The organism is Bordetella genomosp. 5 (assembly GCF_002261315.1).
In the GTDB taxonomy this organism is placed as follows: Bacteria; Pseudomonadota; Gammaproteobacteria; order Burkholderiales; family Burkholderiaceae_B; genus Bordetella.
The window spans coordinates 383,803-402,679 of the sequence record NZ_NEVP01000011.1 but is presented as its reverse complement, the minus strand read 5'-3'; the positions used below and the strand labels follow the sequence as shown (position 1 = coordinate 402,679).

Below are 18,877 nucleotides of genomic sequence, written 5' to 3'. Positions count from 1 at the left end.
ATCCAGGAGCATGATGATGAGCAAGCAATACCTGACCGGTGCGCGCGTGGTGCTGCCGGATGCCGTGCTGGACGATGGCGCGGTGCTGATCGAGGACGGCCGCATCGCCGCCGTGAATCCGGTCAGCGGCATGGCGGGCGCCCAGGAGTTCCGGCTCGACGGCCAGACCCTGCTGCCCGGGCTGATCGACCTGCACTGCGATGCGATCGAGAAGGAGGCGGAGCCGCGCGCCAGCGTGCTGTTTCCGCTGGACTTCGCCGTGGCGCAGGTGGATCGCCGCAATGCCGCGGCCGGCATCACCACGCCGTTTCATGCGATGTCGTTCGCCAACAAGGAATGGGGCGTGCGCAACAACCAGACCGCGGCCGAGATCATCCGCCTGGTGCATGCGTTCCGCGGACACAGCCTGGTCGATAACCGCGTGCATTGCCGCTACGAGGTCACCGATCCGGCGGCGGTGGAGGTGCTTTGCGCGCTGATCCGCGAGGGCGTGGTGGACCTGCTCTCTGTCATGGATCATTCGCCCGGTCAGGGTCAGTTCAAGACGCTCGAAGCCTATCTCAAGTACATGATGGGCAATCACGCCATGACGCGCGACGAGGCCGAAGCGGCCGCCAGCGCCAAGCTCGACGGTCAGGCCGGCGCGAGCGGCCGGGTGGAGCGATTGCTGGGCGTGGCGCGCGAGTGCGGCATTCCCACGGCCAGCCACGACGACGATTCGGTGCATCGCATCGCCACCATGCGCAACCTGGGCGTGGCGATGAGCGAGTTCCCGATCAACCTCGACACGGCCACGGCGGCGGTGTCCTGCGGTCTGCCCACCATCTTTGGCGCGCCCAACGTGCTGCGAGGGCAGAGCCAGAGCGGCTCGATGCGCGCCATCGACGCCGTGCGCGCCGGCGTGGCGAGCTGCCTGTGTTCGGATTACCAGCCCTCGACCCTGATCGCCTCGGTGTTCAAGGTGATCGAGCAGACCGATCTCGGTCTGCCGCAGGCGGCCGCGCTGGTCACGGCCAATCCGGCGCGCGCCGCCGGCCTGCATGACCGCGGCCGCATCGAGGCCGGGCTGCGTGCCGACCTGGTGGCGGTGATGCCGGTGGGCAGCATGCCGCTCGTGAGTCAGACCTGGTCTGCCGGCAGGCTGGTGTTCGGCGCGCACTACGCGCCCGCGGTGCCGGCGCGCGTGGTGGCAGGCGCCGACATGCTGGCCGCCTGAGCGCGTGCGAGGGCCGCTCAGGGCGGCCCGCTGCTAACTCAGGCGCGCTGACGCCCGGCGGCGGATGCCACCGGAGCCACGGCCGATTGCGGCTCGGTCTCTTCCGCCGAGGCCTCGGCGATCTCCTCGGGCGAGGCGCGATCGCCTTCCAGCTTGGCGATCACGGCGGTGGCCAGGCTGTTGCCCACCACGTTGGTGGCAGTGCGGCCCATGTCGAAGAACTGGTCGATGCCCATGATGAGCAGCAGGCCGGCTTCGGGCAGGTTGAACATCGGCAGCGTGGCTGCCACCACCACCAGCGACGCGCGCGCCACGCCGGCCATGCCCTTGCTGGTGATCATCAGCACCAGCAGCAGCATGAGCTGCTGGCTCAAGCTCATCGGAATCTCGTAGGCCTGCGCGATGAAGAGCACCGCGAACGACTGATACATCATCGAGCCGTCGAGGTTGAACGAATAGCCCAGCGGCAGCACGAAGCCCGAGATACGCTTGGACACGCCGAAGCGCGACAGGGCTTCGATGGTCTTGGGATAGGCGGATTCGCTGCTCGCGGTGGAGAAGGCCAGCAGCGTGGGCTCTTTGATGAGCCCGCCCAGCCGCACGATGGACCGGCCCAGAAACAGGTAGCCCACGCCGAACAGCACGGCCCACAGCAGGGCGAGGCCGAGATAGAACTCGCCGATCAGGAGGCCATAGCCCACCAGCACGCCGAGGCCTTCGGTGGTGATGGCGGCCGCCATCGCGGCGAACACGCCGATCGGCGCGAAGCGCATCACATAGTCGGTGACGCGGAACATGACCTTGGCCAGCTCATCGATCGCATTGACGATGGTGGTATGACCCTGGCCGCGCACATAGGCCAGACCGGCGCCGAAGAACAGCGAGAACACGAGAATCTGCAGGATCTCGTTGGTCGCCATCGCCTCGATGATGCTGCGCGGGAACACGTGCGTGATGAAGGCCTTGAGCGTGAAGTCACCGGTCTTGAGCGCCGTGTGCGCCGCCGCGTCGGGCAAGGTGAGATTCATGTGCGTGCCGGGCGAGAAGATGTTCACCAGCAGCAGGCCGAGCAGCAGCGAAGTCACCGAGGCGAGCACGAACCAGATCATGGCGCGCAGGCCGATGCGGCCCACGGCGCTCGAGTCCGTCATGCTGGCCAGGCCCGACACCAGCGTGGCGAACACCAGCGGCGCGATGATCATCTTGATCATGCGCAGGAAGATGTCGGTGACCATGCTGAAGTAACCCGCCAGTTGTTTGGCGTGGGCCGCGTCCTGGGCCGTGCGATTGCAGATGTATCCCACTACGATGCCCAGCACCATGGCGATGCCGATGTAGCGAGTCAACTTCTTGGTATTCATGATAGGCAGAACTGAGGGTTGGAGCAGGTCGCCGGCGCCGCGCATCAGCGGGCGAACAAGGGCCGGCGGGTGGGTGGCCCGGGCAGCCTGGGCCTGAATGCGGCGAGGCGGCGAGGCAGCGGGCACGCGTCGGGCGACGCGGACGGCCCCGATGAGGGGGGCCCGGCGCGATAGTAAGCGCGGCTGGCTGACAGACAGTTGTCAGTGCGGCCCGGCGCCATGGGGGCTGGGGCGGCGCGGTAACAACCAATGACAAAATGGCCGGGGTAGGCCGACGTTGCCGTCGGTCGGCGGCGGGATGCCGGCGGTAAGTGAGGGCGGGCCGCCGCCGCCGGGCCGGGGAGGCGGGTGGCATCGGGCCGGGAAGTACTGCGCGCGAGCCCGTATTGGCGCGGCGGCGGGGCCGCCGGACAGGCGCCGGGGCGGGTTTGGTTACGCCTTGTCGGCTCGTGCACAAGACCTGGTTTCAAAGCACGGCTAAAATCGCTGCATTCAGCCGCATTTCAACCATCACAATCACCCGGTAATCAAGGAGGTCCTTTCATGGCCCTAGTTTCCATGCGCCAGTTGCTCGACCACGCCGCCGAGCACGGTTATGGCATCCCCGCCTTCAACGTCAATAACCTGGAACAAGTCCAGGCCATCATGGAAGCGGCCGCCGAGACCGACAGTCCGGTGATCATGCAGGCCTCCGCCGGTGCACGCAAATACGCGGGCGAAGGCTTCCTCAAGTATCTGATCCAGGCCGCCGTCGAGTCGTATCCGCACATCCCCGTGGTGATGCACCAGGATCACGGCCAGTCGCCGTCCGTCTGTCAGGGTGCGATCAATCTGGGCTTCTCCAGCGTCATGATGGACGGTTCGCTGAAAGAAGACGGCAAGACCATCGCCGACTACGACTACAACGTCGACGTGACCCGCAAGGTCGTCGACATGGCGCACAAGCTGGGCGTGACGGTCGAAGGCGAACTCGGCTGCCTGGGCTCGCTCGAAACCATGGAAGGCGACAAGGAAGACGGCCACGGCGCCGACGGCAAGCTGACCATGGATCAGCTGCTGACCGATCCCGAGCAGGCCGCCGACTTCGTGCGCCAGACCCAGCTCGACGCCCTGGCCATCGCCATCGGCACCAGCCACGGCGCCTACAAGTTCACGCGCAAGCCCACCGGCGACATCCTGTCGATCAAGCGCATCAAGGAAATCCACGCCCGCCTGCCCAACACCCACCTGGTGATGCACGGCTCGTCGAGCGTGCCGCAGGAGCTGCTGGCCGAGATCCGCGAATTCGGCGGCGACATGAAGGAAACCTACGGCGTGCCCGTCGAAGAGATCCAGGAAGCCATCAAGTTCGGCGTGCGCAAGATCAATATCGACACCGATATCCGTCTGGCCATGACCGGCGCGATCCGCCGCTTCTTCGCCGAGAACCCCACCAAGTTCGACCCGCGCGAATACCTCAAGCCCGCCCGCGCCGCCGCCAAGGCGATCTGCGTGGCCCGCTACACCGAGTTCGGCACGGCCGGCAACGCCAGCAAGATCAAGGCGCTGCCCCTGACCGAGATCGCGCAGCAGTACGCCAGCGGCAAGCTGGCCCAAGTCGTGCAGTAATGCGATCCATGAGCCGCGCGTGCGGCTCGGGTATCGATGCCGGACCCTTCGGGGTCCGGTTTTTTTTTGTCTTAGGGCCGCCCCAAGACAAAAAATCTCCCTCGGGGGCGGCAGGCCGACGTCGCGGCGTGGGGGCCTTTCCCGTTTTTCCTGCAGCGCGGGCGGTCAGATCAGGTAGTCCTTGTAGCGCTGGATCGAATCGCGCGCGCCCTGGTTGAGCGCGCGCACGCAGCGCTCGGCCCGGTCGTAGTCGCCGGCCACCATCGCCGCGAGCAGGTCGCGGTATTGCAGGATCCCGGTGTCGGCACGGCCGGGCAGCAGCGCCACGCGCCGCATCGTCACGCGCGTGCGCTCGTAGATGCGTTCGATGAGGTCGCTGAGCACGGGGTTGGCGGCCAGCTCGGCCAGCCGGTCGCGAAACCGCATGATGGTGTTCACGTGGGCCTCGATATCACCGTCGCGCAGGCTCTGCTCGAACGGCGGGCCCAGCCATTCCTGCAGCTCGACCCAGTCTTCGGGCCGGGCGTGTTGCATGGCGAGGCGCACGGTCAGGCTATCGAGCGATTCACGCACTTCGTACAGACGATAAGTGGTCTCCATGTCCACCGGCACCACGACCGCGCCCTTGTTGGGAACGCGCTCGATCAGGCCGCGGTCTTCGAGGGTGGCCAGCACCTCGCGCGCCTTCGCGCGGGTGATGCCGTAGTGCTGCGCCAGATCTTCCTCGGGCAAGCGCGAGCCCGGCAGCACTGACTGCGACGCGATGCGGGCGCGCACATCGCGCAGCACCGCCTGGGTCGACACCATGGGTCGCTTCGGCGCCGGGTCGGCACTGTCTACGGGTTTGTCTCGGGTTGCCATTTTCACGTCCCTGATCGCCATTTTTTTGAGGAGAAAATCATATCATCGCATCGAACTCAAAATTGTGCACAATCAAGATAACTAAATTGTGATTTGGAATTGACACAATATTGTTCCGGGAATAACCTGCAGTCGTCCGATGTCTTGGGACGCACGATTTCAGGAGAATGGCTTTGCAGATCGAATCTTCGAAGGCGGCCGGCCCGGGCCCGCGCTGCCAGGAATACATGTCACGGCGCGCGGCGCATGTCGCGCGCGGCGTGGTCAACGGCCCCCCCGTGTTCGCCCGCCATGCCAGCGGCGCCACGATCACGGACCTGGATGGTCGGGAGTACCTGGATTTCGCGGGAGGCATCGGCACCTTGAACGTGGGCCATGCGCATCCGGAAGTGGTGGAGGCCGTGAAGGCCCAGGCGGATGCCTACCTGCATACCTGCTTCAACATCGTGATGTATCCCGGCTACATCGAACTCGCCGAAGCGCTGATCGAGCGCGTGCCCGGTGATTGGCCCAAGAAGGTCATGCTGCAGAGCACCGGCGCCGAAGCGATCGAAAACGCCATCAAGATTGCGCGCCGCGCCACGGGCCGCGCCGCCGTGGTCGCATTCGAAAACGCATTTCACGGCCGCACCTTCATGGCCTTGTCGCTCACGGCCAAGGCGCCGGGCTACAAAACGGGCTTCGGGCCGCTCGCCTCCGAGGTGTACCGGGCGCCGTTCCCGGTGGCCTATCGCAGCCGGGACGACGCCGAGGCCAGCGGCCGGCACGCGTTCGATCGCCTGCGGCGCATGATCGAAAGCGAGATCGGCGCGGATCAGGTCGCGGCTGTCGTGATCGAGCCGGTGCAGGGGGAGGGCGGTTTCCATGTCGCGCCGCCCGAGTTCATGCGCAGCCTGCGCGATTACTGCACCCGGCACGGCATCGTGCTGATCGCCGACGAGATCCAGTCGGGCTTTTGCCGCACCGGCCATTGGTTCGCCACCGAGCATGCGGGCGTGCAGGCCGACCTCTACACGCTGGCGAAGTCGATGGGCGGCGGAATGCCGATCGCGGCGGTCGTCGGCCGTGCCGAATTGATGGACGCGCCCGACCTCGGCGGGCTGGGCGGCACCTATGCCGGCAACCCGCTGTCGTGCGCCGCCGCGCTCGCCACGCTGAAGGTGATGGCGCGCGACGACTACGCGGGCAAGGCCCGGCGCATCGGCGAAATCCTGGAGGCGCGGTTTGCACGCTGGGTCCGCGAGATCGAAATCGTGGGCGACGCGCGCGGCGTGGGCGCGATGCGCGCCGTCGAGATCGTGCAGGACAAGGCCGGCGCGGAGCCCGCGTCGGCGCTGGCCGCGCGGATCGTGCAACGGGCGTACGAGGCCGGCCTCATTCTGGTCAAGGCGGGCTTTCACGGCAATGTGCTCCGTTTTCTCGGACCCCTGTGCATGAGCGAGGCCGAGCTCGCGCGCGGCCTCGACATCCTGGAGCAGGCCATCGTGCACGTCGCCGGGGAGGCACGCGCATGAATACCCTGCTCAAACTCGACAATGCGCGCAAGGTCACCCACGTATTGGGCGGCGCGCGCCAGGGCATGAACGTGCTGGTGCTCTACGACTTCTATACCGAGCACAATGTGCAGCCGCTTGCGATCGCCCTGCAGGAGTGCGGCGCGACCCTGCATCTGTTGCAGATCGCCGGCAGCCGCCAGCATGGCGGCGGCTTCTCGGAAGTGGTGGCCCAGGCCATGCGCGCCGCCGATCTCGTGATTGCGCTGACGCGCGCCAATGCGGCGCACACCGAAGCGCGGCAACAGGCCACGAAGGCGGGCGTGGGCGTGATCGTGCTGCCCGAATCGGACAAGCCCGACTTCTTCCTTGCCGAAGGCTGGAAGGCGGATTTCGACGCGCTCAGACCCGAGATTCAGGGGCTTGCCGATGCGCTCACGCAGGCCAGCCATGCGCGTGTCACGAGCGCGGCGGGTACGGATATCCGCATGAGCATCGCCGGGCGGCGCGGTCGCGCGCTGCACGGGTTTGCCAACACGGTCGATATCTCGGCCGGCTACTGCCTCGAATCCAGCCTCGCGCCGGTCGAAGGCACCGCCGAGGGCGTGATCGTGGTCAATGCCAGCATTCCCGGCGTGGGCCTGGTGCAGAACGAGCCGGTGCGCATCGTATTCGAACGCGGCATGGCGGTATCCATCGAGGGTGGCGCGCTCGCCACGCGTTTTCGCGAGCTGCTCGCCGGTTTCGAGGATCCGCTGGTTTACAACCTCGGCGAGCTGGGCGTGGGCATGAACCCCTGCTGCACGCTGGACGGGACCATGCTGTCCGACGAAAGCGTCTATGGTTCGATCCAGCTCGCGCTCGGCACCAGCGCTTATATCGGCGGCACCGTCAAGGCGGCCGCGCACTACGACACCATTGTGACCGAGGCGCAGCTCTGGCTGGACGACAGGCTCGTCCTGGACGGCACGCGCCTGCTGCTGGAGCCACGGCCATGACCGTACGCCTGACCATCGAAGACAACGGGGTGGCCCGGGTCCTGTTCGACCGGCCCGCCAAGCGCAATGCCTTCACCCTGGAGATGTATCGCGAGTTCGGCGCCGTCTTCGATGCGCTCAATGCGGACGACGCCGTCCGCTGTATCGTCCTGCGCGGTGCCGGCGGCGCGTTCTGCGCGGGCAGCGACATCGGCGGATTCGACGAAGACCGGGAAGGCGCGGCGCAGGCGCGCGACTATGCCGAATTCACGCTCGCCATGACCGATCGCCTCAAGCTCGTGCGCCATCCCACGGTGGCCTGCATCGAGGGCGCCTGCGTGGGCGGCGGGCTCGAGATCGCCGCCATGTGCGATGTGCGGATCGCCGCGCGCAGCGCGCGGTTCGGAATCCCCATCAATCGCATCGGCCTCACCCTCGATTACCGCGAGCTGGCCGATCTCGTCGCGCTGATCGGGCCGGCGCACGCCCTGGAGATGCTGCTCGAAGGCTCGGTTTTCGACGCCGCCGAGGCGATGTCGAAGGGGCTGCTCACGCGCGTGGTCGACGACGCGGCGCTCGAAGAGGCCGTGGCGCAGTGCGTGGAGCGGATCGTGCGCGGGGCGCCGTTGGCCAATCGCTGGCACAAGCGCTTCGTGCGCCGGCTGGCCTCGGGCGAGACCCTGAGCGAGGCGGATCTGCTCGAGCCCTACGCCTGTTTCGACACCGAAGATTATCGCGCCGGCAAGGCCGCGTTCCTGCGCAAGGAAACGCCGGTCTTCGTCGGTCGCTGACAGGAGCGAATTCATGACGACTTCCGCAACGCAGCCCCTGGCCGGCCTGAAGGTTCTCGATCTGTCGCAGATCATGGCCGGTCCGTACTGCACGATGGTATTGGCCGACCTCGGCGCCGAGGTGATCAAGGTCGAGAAGCCGGGCAGTGGCGATGACTCGCGCGAGATGGGCCCTTATGTGAACGGCGAATCGACCTGCTTCGCGCAGATCAATCGCAACAAGCTCGGCATCTCGCTCAACCTCAAGCATCCGGCCGTGCGCGAGATCGTGCTCGATCTGGTGCGCTGGGCCGATGTCCTGGTCGAAAACTATCGGGTGGGCGTGACGCGCTCGCTCGGGCTCGATTATGAAACCCTGAGCGCCATCAACCCCCGCCTGGTGTATTGCTCCATCTCGGGCTATGGACAGACCGGCCCGTACTCGGGCAAGGGCGGCTTCGACCTGGTGGCGCAGGGGATGACCGGCATCATGAGCATGACCGGCGAGCCGGACGGCCGACCGCTCAAATCCGGGATCGCCATCTACGACATCGGGGCGGGCCTGACCGCCTCCTACGCCATCCTGGCCGCCTGCATGCACCAGCGCAGCACCGGCGAGGGCCAGCTCATCGATATCTCGCTCGCCGAGTGCGGCCTGCCGTGGTTCATCTGGGAGGCGGCCGCCTACTTCGCGGAGGGCACGATTCCGCGCGCCACGGGCAGCCGGCATCGCGTGTCCGCGCCCTACCAGGCCTTCCATACGGGCGACGGCTACATCATCGTCGGCGCGGCCAACCAGCGCACCTGGGAGCGGCTGTGTGCGGACGTGCTGGGTCATCCCGAATGGATCACCGATCCCCGCTTCGTCACGAACACGGAGCGAATGGCGAACATCGAGGTGCTCGAGGCGCTGCTGGAGGCGGAGTTCGCCCGTGCGGGCGCCGCCGAGTGGATCCGCCGTTGCGAGGAGGCCGGTGTGCCGTGCGGGCCGATCAACGACTTCGGCCAGACGGTCAACGATCCCCACTACGCCGCGCGCGGCATGATCCAGGAGCTCGATCACCCGACCATCGGCCGCATGAAGACGATCGGCATTCCGACCCACTTCTCGCGCACCCCCGGACGCGTGACGCGGCCCGCGCCGCTGCATGGTGAGCACACCGACGAGGTCCTGGCGCGCTTCGGCGTGGATGCCGGACGCCGGGAGCAGTTGCGGCGGGAGGGCAGCATCCAGTAAGACGAACCTGTTCCAGCGTCGGGACGCAGCCGCGTCCGTGCGCCAGGCACGAGACCCCGCAGCGCACGATAGGGGTCGATAACAACAGCATCAAGGGGCCGGGCAATCCTTGCCGGCATATTCGAAGCAGCGAAATGCGCACTGCGCAGAAAGGAACGAATATGAAGCCGAGTACCACTTTGAACCGCCGTCAGTTTGTTGCCACCAGCGTCGCGATGGGAACGCTCGCTATGCTGCCCTGGGCAGCCCGGGCACAATCCGGCGCCCTGGCGCCGTTCCGCCTGGGGGCGCTGAACTCGATCACCGGGGTGGGCGGACCGTACGGCGGCGCGATGCTGCAATCGATACGCATCGCGGTCGACGAGGTCAACGAGGCCGGAGGCGCCGCGGGTCGCAAACTCGCGCTCTATGCCGAGGACGACCAGACCAAGCCGGATGCGGCCGTGCTGGCGGTCAAGAAGCTGATCGAGATCAACAAGGTCGAGGCGGTGGTGGGGATCTGGCCGTCGGCGGTCGGGCTGGCGGTGATGCCCATCACGAACAACGCGGGCGTCATCATGATGAACACCTGCGGCGCGCCGGAAATGCAGACCGAGAACAAGCGCGGCCTCGCATGGATGTTCCAGGCGTCTAACGCGGTGTTCGGCAAGGCCTTCGCCGAAACCGCGCGCCGCCGCGGGTTCAAGCGTCCGGCGGTGATGGCGTTCAACAACTCCACCTTCGTGGGCCTGGCGAATTACTTCCGCGAAACCTGGGAGGCGGGCGGGGGCAAGGTCAGCGAACTGATCATCTACGAGCCCAACCAGACCACCTATCGCACCGAGCTCTCGCGGGTGCTGGCGACCAAGCCCGATGTCATTGCGCTGGGCTCGTACCGGCCCGACGCCACCATTCTGCTCAAGGAGTGGTACCAGAGCGGGCAGGACTGCAAGTTCATCATGCCCGGCTGGACGGCCAATGAAGACCTGGTCAAGGCGCTGGGCAAGGACGCCACCGAAGGCATCATCTCGATCTCCAACGTCGCGGCCTACGATCACCCCACGTACAAGAGCTTCGCCGAGCGCTTCCGCGCCAAGACGCGCCGCGAACCCGATATTTTCTCGGCGCAGAGCTACGACATGGTCATCGCCCTGGCGCTCGCGATCGAGGCCGCCGGCGCCAACGCCACGCCGCTCGAGGTGAATGAGCGCATCAAGCCGGTCACGGGCCAGGGCGGGCAGAAGGTCAGTTCCTTCGCGCAGGGCCGCGACGCGCTGAAGGCGGGGCAGGACATCGACTACGACGGCGCATCCTCCGGCCTGCAGTTCGGCGCAAAGGGCGAGACGGTGCCCGACTTCGGCGTGTTCGAGATCAATCAGGGCAAGCTCGTTCTCAAGGAGACGTTGCCTGGGTCGCTGGCCTGAGGCGGGAGCGCACATGGACGCTATCGCCATCCTCAATGCCACCATCAATGGCCTCGTGCTCGGAACGCTGCTCGCGCTTCCGGTCCTGGCCATCACGATGGTCTTCGGCATCGCGCGCTTTCCCAACGCCGCCACCGGTGACTACATGACGCTGGGCGCCTACACGGCCATCGCCGTGCAGACCTTCGTCGGCAGTTCGCTGGTGCTCGGGGTGGTGGCCGCCTGCCTGGTCACCGCGCTGGTATCGGTCGGGTTCTATCTCTGGGTATTCCGCGCGCTCGCCCATCGGTCCAATGTCTCGCGGCTGGTGGCCTCGCTCGGTGTGGCGTTCGTGGTGCGCAACACCATCACGTTCTTCGCCGGCCAGGATCAGTACAACCTGGACGTGCCGCTGGTGCGCGCATGGAACTTCAACGGCGTGCGCATCCTGCCGACCGACGTCTACATCCTCGCCACCGCCGCGGCGGCCCTGGTGCTGGTGTTCGTGCTGCTGCATGCCACGCCGCTGGGCCGGCGCATGCGGGCGGTGGCCGACAACCCCGACCTCGCCGCGGCGAGCGGAATCCGTTCGCGCCGCGTGATGCTGTGCCTCTGGACGCTCTGCGGCGTCTTCTGCGGGCTGGGTGGCGTGCTGCTCGGCATCAAGGCGGTGGTGGTGCCCGAACTCGGTTTCGAACTCCTGATGCCGATGTTCGCGGCGGTCGTGCTGGGCGGTATCGGCCATCCGGTGGGCGCGGTCGTGGGCACCTTGCTGTTCAGCGTGTCCCAGGAAATCGCGAGCCTGTATGTCGAGCCGTCGTACAAGATCGTGCTGGCCTTTTCCGTCCTGCTGGTGGTGCTGCTGGTTCGCCCGCAGGGTCTGTTCGGCCGCCCGGTCGCAGCGAGGTAAGCAACATGGAAGCCTATCTGATCGCCATTTCCATTGGCATCCTGATCTACATGCTCCTGGCCGTCGGCCTGTCGCTGCACTATGGCTTCACGGGCCTGGTGAACTTCGGCCACGTGGGGTTCTTCGCCATCGGCTCGTATGCGTCGGCCTTGCTGTCGATGCAAGGCGTGCCGATCCCGCTGGCGATGGCCGGCGCCACCGTGCTCACCGCGCTGGCGGCCTGGCCGCTCGGCATGGTGGCCTTGCGGCTCGGCAGCGATTATCTCGCCATCGTGACGCTGGGTTTCTCGGAAACCGTACGCATGATGCTGCAGACGGAAGAGTGGCTCACGCGCGGCATGCATGGCCTGCCCGGGATCCCGCGCCTGTTCGACGGTCTCGTGCCGGCCTCGCAGATCGACTTCTGGATTCTGATGAGCCTGCTTGCCGCCAATGCGGTGGTGTTCTGGCTGGTGACGCGGGTCGTGCGCAGCCCCTTCGGCCGGGTGATCGGCGCGATCCGCGACAACGAGGTAGCCGTCCGTGCGCTGGGCAAGGATCCGGCGCGGTTCAAGACGCGGTCCCTCATGCTGGGCGCGGGCCTGGCCGGTCTGGCGGGTGCGTTCCAGGCGCACTACCTGACCTTCCTCAGCCCCGACCAGTTCGTGCCGCTCATTACGTTCTACATCTGGATCGCCGTGTTTGTCGGCGGTGTCAACCGGCTGCGCGGCGTTGCCCTGGGCACGGTGATCCTGGTGGGCTTTCTCGAAGGATCGCGCTTCGTGCGCGAGTTCATGGGAGGGATCTCCGAGGTCCAGATGGCGAGCGTGCGCATCTGGGTGATCGGGATGGCGCTCATTCTCGTGGTGCTCTACCGGCCGCAGGGTGTGCTGGGCGAGCCGGCGGGAGGGAAGAAGTCATGAAAATGCTCGAAGTCAGTAACGTGAGCGCAAGTTTTGGCGGCTTCAAGGCGCTCGACGGCGTGAGCCTGCATCTGGACCGGGGCGAGCTGCTCGGCCTCATCGGCACCAACGGCGCGGGCAAGAGCACGCTGTTTTCGGTGATCACCGGCTATGTGCCGAAGCAGTCGGGCCAGATCCGCTTCGAGGGGCAGGACATCGACGACCTGCCGGTCCACCGGCGCGTGCGGCGCGGCCTGGCCCGGACGTTTCAGGTGCCGCGCGAATTCTCGCAGCTGTCGGTGCTGCACAACATGATGGCCGCCGCGCCCGACATGCACGGCGAGAAGCTGCTCGGCCTGTTTTTCTCGCCCCGCCAGGTCGCGCGCGAAGAGCGCCGCGCGGCCGAGATGGCCCGCGAATGGCTGGATTTTCTCAACCTGACGCGGGTGATCGATCAGCCGGCCGGAAAACTCTCCGGCGGGCAGAAGAAGCTTCTCGAACTGGGCCGCCTGCTCATGCTGGAGCCCCGCTGCATCATGCTCGACGAGCCGTTCGCGGGCGTCAACCCCGTGCTGATCGGCGAGCTCTCCGAGCGCATCGTGGCCCTGAACCAGCGGGGCATGACCGTGCTGATCATCGAACACAACCTGGAAGAGCTGGCCCGCATCGTGCCCCGCATGTATGTGATGGATCGTGGCCGGGTCATCGCCGAGGGCGGCCCCCGCGCGGTGCTGGCGCAGCCCGCGGTGCGCGAAGCCTACATGGGAGGCGTGATATGAGCGGCAACGCAACGATCGGGCAGGGCCTGCTCTCGGTGCAGGACATGGCGGCCGGCTACGGCGACGTCGACATCGTGAGCGGCATCGACCTGCATGTGGGGGCGCGCGAGATCGTCACCATCGCGGGCACCAATGGCGCGGGCAAATCCACGCTGATCAAGGCGGTGATGGGCCTGTTGCCGCGCATGAGCGGAAGCCTGCGATTCGATGGACATGACCTGCGGGCCATCGACGTCGAAGACCGGGTGCGCGTGGGCATCTCCTACGTGCCGCAGGTGCAGAACGTGTTCGGCGACCTCACCGTGCTCGAGAACCTCCAGGTCGTCGAACACGTACGCGAGCCGCGCGCACGCATCGAGGCCATGCTGGAGATGTTTCCGGCGCTGGCGCAGCGGCGCCGCACGCACGCCGGCAATCTCTCCGGGGGAGAGCGCCAGCAGCTCGCCTTCGCGCGCGCGCTGATGCCCTCGCCGCGGCTCATCCTGCTCGACGAACCCTCGGCTGCCTTGTCGCCGGCGCTGACCGAACAGGTCTTCGACGAAGTGCGCCGGCTGCCCGGCCTCGACGTGGCGGTACTGATGGTGGAACAGCGCGCGCGCCAGGCGCTGCAGTTCAGTGATCGCGGCTACATCCTGGATTCGGGGCGCATCGTGCTGACCGATACGGGCGCCAACCTGCTCGCCAATGAAGACATGGCCGAGTTGTACATCGGCCGCGGCCATGCCGCCTCCGAAGAAGGAACTCACGCATGAACACCGAAGCTAGACAGGGGCCGCGTCGCCCCGCGCCCTCCGATATCGCCCGTCTCACCATGGCGCAGGGGTTGCGCGCACTGGATGCGGGAACGCTGACCTGCGAGGCCTGGGCGAGGGCCTGCCTCGAGCGCATCGCCCTGCGGGACGCCGAGGTCCATGCGTGGGTGCATGTGGCGCAGGCCGCCGCGATCGAGCGCGCCCGCACCGTCGACCGGCTGGGCCGCACGCGGCCGTTCGACGGCGTGCCGCTGGGCATCAAGGACACGATCGACACGGCGGACATGCCGACCGAACTGGGCGACCCGGCCATCTTTCCGGGCCGGCAACCCACCGTCGACGCGCCCGTGGTGGCGCGCGCACGCGCGCTCGGATTCAATCTGCTCGGCAAGAACACCGTGTCGCGCCACGCCATCATGCTGCCGGGCCCGTGCCGCAACCCGCACGACGTGAGCCGCACGCCGGCCGCTTCCTCGGCCGGCTCGGGCGCGGCGGCGGCCGACTTCATGGTGCCGCTGTCGATCGGCACCCAGACCGCCGGCTCGATCCTGCGTCCCGCCTCATTCTGCGGCGCCGTGGGCTTCAAGCCCACGCTGGATCTGATCCCTTATGTGGGCATCCGCACCTATTCGCGGCCGCTCGATGTGGTCGGCCCGCTGTGCCGGTCGGTCGAGGACGTGCAGTATTTCATGCGCGGTTTTGTCGGCGACCCGCGTTACGCCTCTCCGGTGCCGGGCGGCATGCCGCGTCTGGGCGTGTGGCGGCCGCGCGACTGGCCGCAGGCCGACGCCGTGGCGCAGCGCATCTTCGAGGAAAACCTGCGCACGCTCGCGGACGCGGGCGCGGTGCTCACCGAGCTGTCCATGCCGGCGTCGTACGAGCAGATCGGCGATCTGCAGGATGTCATCATGGCCTACGATCTCGCCCGCGAATACGACGCCATCCGCCGCGATCATGCCGAGCACTGCGATCCCGAGCTGCTCGCCTATCTGGATCTGGGCCGCACGTACAGCGATGCCGATTACGCGCGCGCGCTGGACGCGGCCGATGCCTGCCGGCGCCAGTTTCACGATATCGCGCGCGACATTGACGCCATCGTCATGCCGGCGACGCTGGGTGAGGCCCCCACGGCGGACAGCACCGGAAGCTCGGTGTTCATTCGTGCGTGGTCGCTTCTGCACAACCCGTCGATCTCGCTGCCGGTGGCGCGTGGCGACCTGGGGCTGCCCATCGCGATCCAGCTGGTCGGCTTCCGTCACGAGGATCCGGCCCTGCTCGCCTGGGCACGACGGGTGGAAGCGGTGCTCGGCTCGCGGGCCCACGACGACTGAAGGGCAGGGCGGCCAGCGTCAGCCCGGCGCGTTGTGCGGAAAGTGCGGGTGCGCGGTGTCGATGGTGTGCCAGGGCGGCGCCGACGCGGTCCAGAGGGTGAGCTGGTTGGCGAAGCGGGCCGGTTCGTCCAGCGCGCCCGCCCGCACGATCACGTAGTCTGCGCCTTCGGCCTGGCCGAACAGCGGCGTGCCGCAGGCGGGGCAGAAGCTGCGCATGACCTGGCGGCCCGAGTCGCTGCGATACACATACTCCTGCGGGGCGCCACGTTCGATCTTCAGGCTGGCGGCGGCCAGCAACAGCGCATGGGCCGGCGCACCACCGCTCAGAAACTGGCAGTCGCGGCAGTGGCAGGTCGCGGCGGTCAGCGCGGGGCCGGTCGTGCGAAAGCGCACCGCCTGGCAATGGCAGCCGCCGGTGTGAGGCTTGAATGCGGTATCTGTGCTCATGCGGGTCTCGGTGAAAGAGAGCAGGGAGAGGGCAGGATCGGGCCAACAGCGGCGCCTGCGGCATGGCCGCGCACCGGTGAACCCGAGGCTAACGGCGGGGCGGCGGCGCGTCCATCGGCGGACAGGACTAGGGTATTTGCAGTAACCTATCGCCTGCGCGAACCGCGCCTCCTGCCTCCGCCGCGCGTCCCCTGGTGTTCGCATGCGGCCGTAACACCGGGCAGCCGCGGCAGCCCCCTTTTCTTTCTCTTTCCGTCAGGCATGCGCGCAGCGGCGCGCACCGGCGGGACGCTTATTTTTTGCCATAGGCCATCTCCGTGACTTCCGCTTTGCACGAATCCAGCATCAAGTCCCTGCCGCTCCTGGGTCGCGGCAAGGTGCGTGACATGTACGCCGTCGGCGACGACAAGCTGCTGATCGTCGCGTCCGACCGCATTTCCGCGTTCGACGTCATTCTTGATGATCCCATTCCGGGCAAGGGCCAGGTGCTCACCGAGCTGACCGAGTTCTGGCTGCAGAAGCTCGCTCACATCCTGCCGAACCACTCCACCGGCGTGCGTCCCGAAGACGTGGTCGCCCCCGACGAAGTCGATCAGGTGCGCGGTCGTGCCGTCGTGGTCAAGCGCCTCAAGCCCATCCTGGTCGAGGCGGTCGCGCGTGGCTATCTGATCGGATCGGGCTGGAAGGACTACCAGACGACCCGTTCGGTGTGCGGCATCTCGCTGCCGGCCGGTCTGCAGCAGGCCGGCAAGCTGCCCGAGCCCATCTTCACGCCGGCGGCCAAGGCCGAGTTCGGTCTGCACGACGAAAACGTCGACTTCGCCCACGTGGTCAACGAAGTCGGCCAGGAAATGGCCGAGCGCATCCGCGACGTCACGCTGCGCCTCTACAGCGAGGCCGCCGCGTTCGCCGCCACCAAGGGCATCATCATCGCCGACACCAAGTTCGAATTCGGTCTCGACGACAACGGTACCCTGCACCTGATGGACGAAGTGCTGACGCCCGATTCCTCGCGCTTCTGGCCCGCGGACGGCTACCGCGTCGGCATCAGCCCGCCGTCCTTCGACAAGCAGTTCGTGCGCGACTGGCTCGAAACCCAGCCCTGGGACAAGACCCCGCCCGCGCCGCGCCTGCCGCAGGAGGTCCTCGAAAAGACCGCCGCCAAGTATCGCGAAGCGCTGGATCGCCTGATGGCCTGAGCGCCATCCGCGCCACAAAACCCGCCCGCGCGCCTGCGCCGGCGGGTTTTTTCTTGCCTGCGTTACGCACAATCGACAAAATTGGAAAGTTTGCTGGCAGTCACATATATTGCTGTTTGTTACGTTATACTCCGGCGCAGCCCTGCGACGAGGAGGCCGATTTTGTTGATGATTTTGCCCTTCCTGACGGGCGGCCTGGCCGTCTGGTTCGCCATTCTGGGCCGACGCCAGCCCTGCTTCACATTCTGGTTGCTGACGCTGGGCCTGTTCATCGCCGGCGTCGGCACTCATATGAGCGGCCCGCTGCCGTTCACGCTCTGACGCCCCGGGTTCCGTCATGATCTTTCTGCACAACCCGGCGCGCGGATCGCGTTGGCTCAACAGCCTGTTTCTGATCATCGTGAGCCTGATGCTGCTGGGCAGCCTGGCGCTGCATTGGCGCGCCGGACGTGGCGTGCCGCCGCTCGCGCTGTTGCAGCAGGCCGCCTACGTGATGGCGGGCATCGGCCTGCTGCTCAATATGCGCCTGGGCCCGTCGCCCCTGCACTACGCCATGGTCACGGCATCGGCGCTGGGCGGCATGGCCGCGAGCGCCTGGGTGCTGCTGCAAACACAGGCCGGGCTCGCCGCGCCGTGGGGCGGGCTGCGCGCCGATACCTGGCATTTCCTGGTGTGCGCCAGCCTGGTCGGCTTCGCCGTGCTGATGCAGGCCAAGGATCGCAAGTGGGGCGACAACGCCATCAAGAAGCCCGTCTCCGTGCCGATGGGTGTGGTGATGGGGTTCTTCGCGCTGGCGGTGCTGGCACAGCTGGGCCATACCGGCTATGCCTGCGGCGTGGCGGAATGCGCGGCCACGTCTTCCACAGGCTCCACGGCCTCCACGGGCCCCACGGGCCCCGCAGCCTCCACGACGCCCGCGACGTTCACCGCCCCCACGGCTTCCACGGCCGCGCCGCAGCCCGCCGCCGACGCGGGCGCCGCCCTGCAGGGCGCCGAGGCGCCGGAGTCTGCCCGAGGCGGGTAAAATACCGGGTTTCGCGGCGTCGAGCCGCCAATCCCCGCACGCGCACAGCCCTTGTCCGCGTGCCTACCCGCAACGGTCATGAACACTAAGGTAACTGCTACCGGCGCTCCGGTCGTCGGCGTCATCATGGGCTCTTCCAGCGACTGGGAGGTCATGAAAAATGCCGTCTCGATGCTCGAGTCGTTCGGCGTGCCCTACGAGGCGCGCGTGATTTCTGCGCATCGCATGCCGCAGGACATGGCCGATTACGGCGCCGCGGCTCGCTCGCGTGGCCTGCGCGCCATCATCGCGGGCGCCGGCGGCGCCGCGCACCTGCCCGGCATGATGGCCGCCCTGACCGAAGTGCCCGTGTTCGGCGTGCCGGTGCCGTCCAAATACCTGCGTGGCGAAGATTCGCTGCTGTCCATCGTGCAGATGCCCAAGGGCGTGCCGGTGGCCACCTTCGCGATCGGTGAAGCCGGTGCGGCCAATGCCGCGCTGCACGCCATCGCGACCCTCGCTTGCACCGACGATGATCTGCATGCCAAGCTGGTGGCGTTCCGCGCCGCGCAGACCGAGACGGCGCGCAACATGAAGGTGCCGCCCGAGGCCTGATTCGTGGGCCGGCCATCGTGATGCGCCGGCCCGGCTTTTTGTCATTCGCGACCCC

The 18,877-nt window shown here is 67.1% G+C and carries 18 protein-coding genes and 1 pseudogene; 16 read left to right on the top strand and 3 right to left on the bottom strand.

The window, feature by feature from the left end; genetic code table 11:
• Nucleotides 1-16: 16 nt before the first annotated feature.
• The gene (locus CAL25_RS18960) at nucleotides 17-1,216 is read left to right on the top strand and encodes an alpha-D-ribose 1-methylphosphonate 5-triphosphate diphosphatase (RefSeq protein WP_094803293.1); all 1,200 of its coding nucleotides are present in this window, start codon (nucleotides 17-19) and stop codon (nucleotides 1,214-1,216) included.
• A 38-nt stretch (nucleotides 1,217-1,254) separates the two neighbouring features.
• Here CAL25_RS18960 and CAL25_RS18955 read toward each other — a convergent pair whose 3' ends face one another.
• A complete protein-coding gene (locus tag CAL25_RS18955; protein WP_094802857.1) occupies nucleotides 1,255-2,577 on the bottom strand; it encodes a dicarboxylate/amino acid:cation symporter in 1,323 nt (440 codons plus the stop codon).
• A 543-nt stretch (nucleotides 2,578-3,120) separates the two neighbouring features.
• Between CAL25_RS18955 and fba the strand changes: the two genes are divergently transcribed.
• A complete protein-coding gene (gene fba / locus CAL25_RS18950; protein ID WP_094802855.1) occupies nucleotides 3,121-4,185 on the top strand; it encodes a class II fructose-bisphosphate aldolase in 1,065 nt (354 codons plus the stop codon).
• 165 nt (nucleotides 4,186-4,350) lie between these two features.
• Here fba and CAL25_RS18945 read toward each other — a convergent pair whose 3' ends face one another.
• Nucleotides 4,351-4,992 (bottom strand): GntR family transcriptional regulator, encoded by a 642-nt coding sequence (locus CAL25_RS18945; protein ID WP_249279147.1) that lies wholly within the window; start codon nucleotides 4,990-4,992, stop codon nucleotides 4,351-4,353.
• Between the two features lie 227 nt (nucleotides 4,993-5,219).
• On the opposite strand from CAL25_RS18945, the gene gabT reads away from it, so the two are divergent.
• The 10 genes from gabT to CAL25_RS18895 all read left to right on the top strand — a co-directional run bounded on the left by gabT (nucleotide 5,220) and on the right by CAL25_RS18895 (nucleotide 15,558).
• Nucleotides 5,220-6,560: a 4-aminobutyrate--2-oxoglutarate transaminase gene (gene gabT / locus CAL25_RS18940; RefSeq protein ID WP_432759250.1), complete on the top strand. Its 1,341-nt coding sequence runs from the start codon at nucleotides 5,220-5,222 to the stop codon at nucleotides 6,558-6,560.
• Nucleotides 6,557-7,537, top strand: a complete 981-nt coding sequence (locus CAL25_RS18935) for an aminopeptidase (protein WP_094802851.1) — start codon at nucleotides 6,557-6,559, stop codon at nucleotides 7,535-7,537. The genes gabT and CAL25_RS18935 overlap by 4 nt, the downstream gene beginning before the upstream one ends.
• Entirely contained in the window at nucleotides 7,534-8,307 is a 774-nt protein-coding gene (locus CAL25_RS18930; RefSeq protein ID WP_094802849.1) for an enoyl-CoA hydratase/isomerase family protein, read from the top strand. Before CAL25_RS18935 ends, CAL25_RS18930 begins: the two co-directional genes overlap by 4 nt.
• A 13-nt stretch (nucleotides 8,308-8,320) precedes the next feature.
• Nucleotides 8,321-9,523, top strand: a complete 1,203-nt coding sequence (locus CAL25_RS18925) for a CaiB/BaiF CoA transferase family protein (RefSeq protein ID WP_094802847.1) — start codon at nucleotides 8,321-8,323, stop codon at nucleotides 9,521-9,523.
• Nucleotides 9,524-9,684: 161 nt separating this feature from the next.
• Nucleotides 9,685-10,926: an ABC transporter substrate-binding protein gene (locus CAL25_RS18920; protein WP_249279146.1), complete on the top strand. Its 1,242-nt coding sequence runs from the start codon at nucleotides 9,685-9,687 to the stop codon at nucleotides 10,924-10,926.
• A gap of 13 nt (nucleotides 10,927-10,939) precedes the next feature.
• Complete coding sequence (locus tag CAL25_RS18915; protein WP_094802843.1) at nucleotides 10,940-11,815, top strand: branched-chain amino acid ABC transporter permease; 876 nt, start codon at nucleotides 10,940-10,942, stop codon at nucleotides 11,813-11,815.
• Nucleotides 11,816-11,820: 5 nt separating this feature from the next.
• On the top strand, nucleotides 11,821-12,717 hold the full coding sequence (locus CAL25_RS18910; protein WP_094802841.1) for a branched-chain amino acid ABC transporter permease: 897 nt from the start codon (nucleotides 11,821-11,823) through the stop codon (nucleotides 12,715-12,717).
• A complete protein-coding gene (locus CAL25_RS18905) occupies nucleotides 12,714-13,475 on the top strand; it encodes an ABC transporter ATP-binding protein (RefSeq protein WP_094802839.1) in 762 nt (253 codons plus the stop codon). The genes CAL25_RS18910 and CAL25_RS18905 overlap by 4 nt, the downstream gene beginning before the upstream one ends.
• Complete coding sequence (locus tag CAL25_RS18900) at nucleotides 13,472-14,227, top strand: ABC transporter ATP-binding protein (RefSeq protein ID WP_094802837.1); 756 nt, start codon at nucleotides 13,472-13,474, stop codon at nucleotides 14,225-14,227. The genes CAL25_RS18905 and CAL25_RS18900 overlap by 4 nt, the downstream gene beginning before the upstream one ends.
• Nucleotides 14,224-15,558, top strand: a complete 1,335-nt coding sequence (locus CAL25_RS18895; protein WP_094802835.1) for an amidase — start codon at nucleotides 14,224-14,226, stop codon at nucleotides 15,556-15,558. Before CAL25_RS18900 ends, CAL25_RS18895 begins: the two co-directional genes overlap by 4 nt.
• 18 nt (nucleotides 15,559-15,576) lie before the next feature.
• On the opposite strand, the pseudogene CAL25_RS18890 reads toward CAL25_RS18895, so the two are convergent.
• Nucleotides 15,577-16,040, bottom strand: a pseudogene (locus CAL25_RS18890) (GFA family protein).
• Nucleotides 16,041-16,322: 282 nt separating this feature from the next.
• Here CAL25_RS18890 and CAL25_RS18885 point away from each other — a divergent pair.
• The 4 genes from CAL25_RS18885 to purE all read left to right on the top strand — a co-directional run bounded on the left by CAL25_RS18885 (nucleotide 16,323) and on the right by purE (nucleotide 18,822).
• The gene (locus CAL25_RS18885) at nucleotides 16,323-17,204 is read left to right on the top strand and encodes a phosphoribosylaminoimidazolesuccinocarboxamide synthase (RefSeq protein WP_094802833.1); all 882 of its coding nucleotides are present in this window, start codon (nucleotides 16,323-16,325) and stop codon (nucleotides 17,202-17,204) included.
• Between the two features lie 168 nt (nucleotides 17,205-17,372).
• A complete protein-coding gene (locus CAL25_RS24265) occupies nucleotides 17,373-17,525 on the top strand; it encodes a DUF5993 family protein (protein ID WP_170948523.1) in 153 nt (50 codons plus the stop codon).
• 16 nt (nucleotides 17,526-17,541) lie between these two features.
• Nucleotides 17,542-18,228 (top strand): disulfide bond formation protein DsbB, encoded by a 687-nt coding sequence (locus CAL25_RS18880; protein WP_249279144.1) that lies wholly within the window; start codon nucleotides 17,542-17,544, stop codon nucleotides 18,226-18,228.
• Nucleotides 18,229-18,306: 78 nt separating this feature from the next.
• Nucleotides 18,307-18,822 (top strand): 5-(carboxyamino)imidazole ribonucleotide mutase, encoded by a 516-nt coding sequence (gene purE / locus CAL25_RS18875; RefSeq protein ID WP_094802831.1) that lies wholly within the window; start codon nucleotides 18,307-18,309, stop codon nucleotides 18,820-18,822.
• Nucleotides 18,823-18,877: the final 55 nt, after the last annotated feature.